At 41.4% G+C, this 2,373-nt stretch carries 5 protein-coding genes; all 5 read right to left on the bottom strand.

The annotated features are described in order from the left end of the window. Positions 1 to 221, bottom strand: a 221-nt coding sequence (locus tag BCT81_RS00965; RefSeq protein ID WP_198596815.1) for an LD-carboxypeptidase, incomplete at its 3' end; no start/stop codon positions are given. 103 nt (positions 222 to 324) lie between these two features. Then, a complete protein-coding gene (locus BCT81_RS00960) occupies positions 325 to 771 on the bottom strand; it encodes a GNAT family N-acetyltransferase (RefSeq protein ID WP_102423005.1) in 447 nt (148 codons plus the stop codon). 117 nt (positions 772 to 888) lie between these two features. Next, a complete protein-coding gene (locus BCT81_RS00955) occupies positions 889 to 1,146 on the bottom strand; it encodes a hypothetical protein (protein WP_102423004.1) in 258 nt (85 codons plus the stop codon). Between the two features lie 162 nt (positions 1,147 to 1,308). Further along, a complete protein-coding gene (locus BCT81_RS00950) occupies positions 1,309 to 1,701 on the bottom strand; it encodes a hypothetical protein (protein ID WP_102423003.1) in 393 nt (130 codons plus the stop codon). A 67-nt stretch (positions 1,702 to 1,768) separates the two neighbouring features. Next, positions 1,769 to 2,182 carry a GNAT family N-acetyltransferase gene (locus BCT81_RS00945; RefSeq protein ID WP_061031371.1) on the bottom strand — a complete coding sequence of 138 codons (414 nt, stop codon included), beginning with the start codon at positions 2,180 to 2,182 and terminating at the stop codon, positions 1,769 to 1,771. Positions 2,183 to 2,373 lie beyond the last annotated feature (191 nt).

Raw genomic sequence — 2,373 nt, 5'->3', positions numbered from 1 at the left:
TCTCGAATCAGTTGGTTTAGCTCTTCGGCTCTTGCTTGAATAGAGCCAGAACGGTAGCCGTCAGACTTCCCCGTCAATGAGCCTTCGACTAAGGTGAAACCTTTCGATTCCAAGTAATTTTTAGCGCGAGCAAACCGATTAGGAGCGAACACTGTCGCAGGGGAAGACGGTGAGAAAAAACCAATTTTGTCACCGATGTTTAAAGCCTTTGGGTAAATCACTTCCTTTGTCCTCCATAACAAAAAGGAAACGGCATAATGAGCCTTATTAGATGAGGTTATTTAGTCTTGTCTTTGTTCTGCTTAAACAGTGCTTCCAGCACAATTAAAGTTCGATATACAGCCTCAACATATCTTGATGTTGAATACCGTTTTCAAAGATGGGTTCTGGATAATGGTCGATAAAGTGGTTTTTAACCACGCGATCAACCCTAAAACCAACTCGTTGATAATAAGTTAGTTGATAACCGAACGTACCCGTTCCCAGTTCAACACGCTTAATTCCTTGATTAACCACTTGCTTGAGAGCGAAATTTAAAACCTCAGCCCCAATACCTTGCTGTTGATGTTTAGGGCTGACTGACACGTTAAAAATCTCTGCAGTATCGTCACTGATTCGTTTAACAACACAGACACCTAGAATTTTATTATCTCGTTTCGCTGCATAACACCATGATTCGCTTAAGTACGATGCAATACTTGCTTCAGACGGGTCTGCTTCAAGTAACAATGACATTGGGACTTGCGTAGCATCGACGACGACATATTCCATTTAAACCTCAAGATATAGACACACTCACATAGTCAGGTTACTGTAATCTAAGATGCTGATCAGCAGAAGTTTTAAAAGCTAAAAATTAGGCATCGAATGAAACCAAATCCAATAATATCAATGCCATGACTTGGTGCCGCACTTCTCACACTGATATTGATATTCTTGGTCTATGAAAAATCCAGGCGTGTCTTTATCGTCTTTAAAAAACAGGTTTACGATATACTCCACCAACATCCCTATTTTCCACTGTCTTGCTTCTGATTCCGCTTGCTCCTTTTGCTCCTCAACAGAGCTGCTCATAGCAAGGTGTGGAGTCATTGAGTTACAGTTTTCACAGTAGTATGGGTGTTTAATGTACTTACTATCAATCATTTATATAAACCAATACGCATTTATAAAGTTGATTGCATAGTAACAATCTAACGTTGGATTATCTAACTTATTATATTGATCGACGTCTCATGGCATGTAGTTACGCAGCAAGAGGCGACAAGAGTGCCATGGCTAACGTGTCAACTTGCTAATGAAGGTTAACTATAAATCGAGCTTCTTAACTGTGACGGAGTATGTCCACATATCAGTCTCGCCATCACCAAAGCTCATACTCGCTTCACCACCCTCATGCTTGAGCACGAAGTCTGGCATCTCACTGTAGCTTGATCCACTTTCATAAGTGCATGACATCGTGGCCGATAGAAGAATCGTGTTGTCGTCATCTTCAGAGAGCGTTCCAGTATACGAACACTCATCAACGCTCGTGGTAAGCGTCTGGCCAAGGTAATCAAACTTAACAGATGGAAAGTCGTGCTTTAGGGATTGCTCTTCCACTGCAACGGTCATTTCATAACTAGTGCTTGGTAATTCACTGTCAGCGAATACACTGCTTGATAGACCAAGCAGCGATAACGCCAAGATTCTTTTTTTCATTAATTGATGTGTTCCTTTTAAACTTGAGGCTCTTTGCATAACGTCATGGTAGAGCCACAATTCTTTATTACATACGCTTGGGTGGAAACTTCTTTGTCATGCCTTGGCTAGCTGGAGATACAAGCTTATAACCGAGTTTCTCATAAAACACCGGTTCATCAGCAATCATGGAAACATACGATCCTTCCAGTGCAACAGACGATAGGTAATTGTCGATGTATTCCATCACTTTTCTACCTAAACCCTGCCCTTGATAGGTTGGATCGACTGCGACATCAACCACTTCAAAATTACACGCGCCATCGCCAACAACACGCCCCATCGCAATGAGTTGGTCACCATCTCGAATAGAAATGCCGTATAAACTATTTGGTAAAGCGATTGTGGCTGCCTTCAGTGACTTCGGTGATAATTTTGCTTTCACTCGCATCTCACAAAACTCGGCTGGATTTGGGACTTTTTCTTCGTAATTGAACGCCATTCTTACTACTCCTTTTAATGAGCTGTGAGAATACACACGACAACTGTATAAATAAACAGCACCTCGATATTTTGATGAGAATGTCACAATCTAAAGGGCATATCAGCGCCTAAAAGGTGTGGATGATGTCATTCCTTTTCCATCACCCTTGGCAATCTGGATTTAAATTTACTTCAATAACCCTTGTTCGG

Origin of the sequence: Vibrio sp. 10N.261.52.A1 (assembly GCF_002876325.1) — a bacterium.
In the GTDB taxonomy this organism is placed as follows: domain Bacteria; phylum Pseudomonadota; class Gammaproteobacteria; order Enterobacterales; family Vibrionaceae; genus Vibrio; species Vibrio chagasii.
This window is presented reverse-complemented; position numbering and strand designations above follow the sequence as displayed.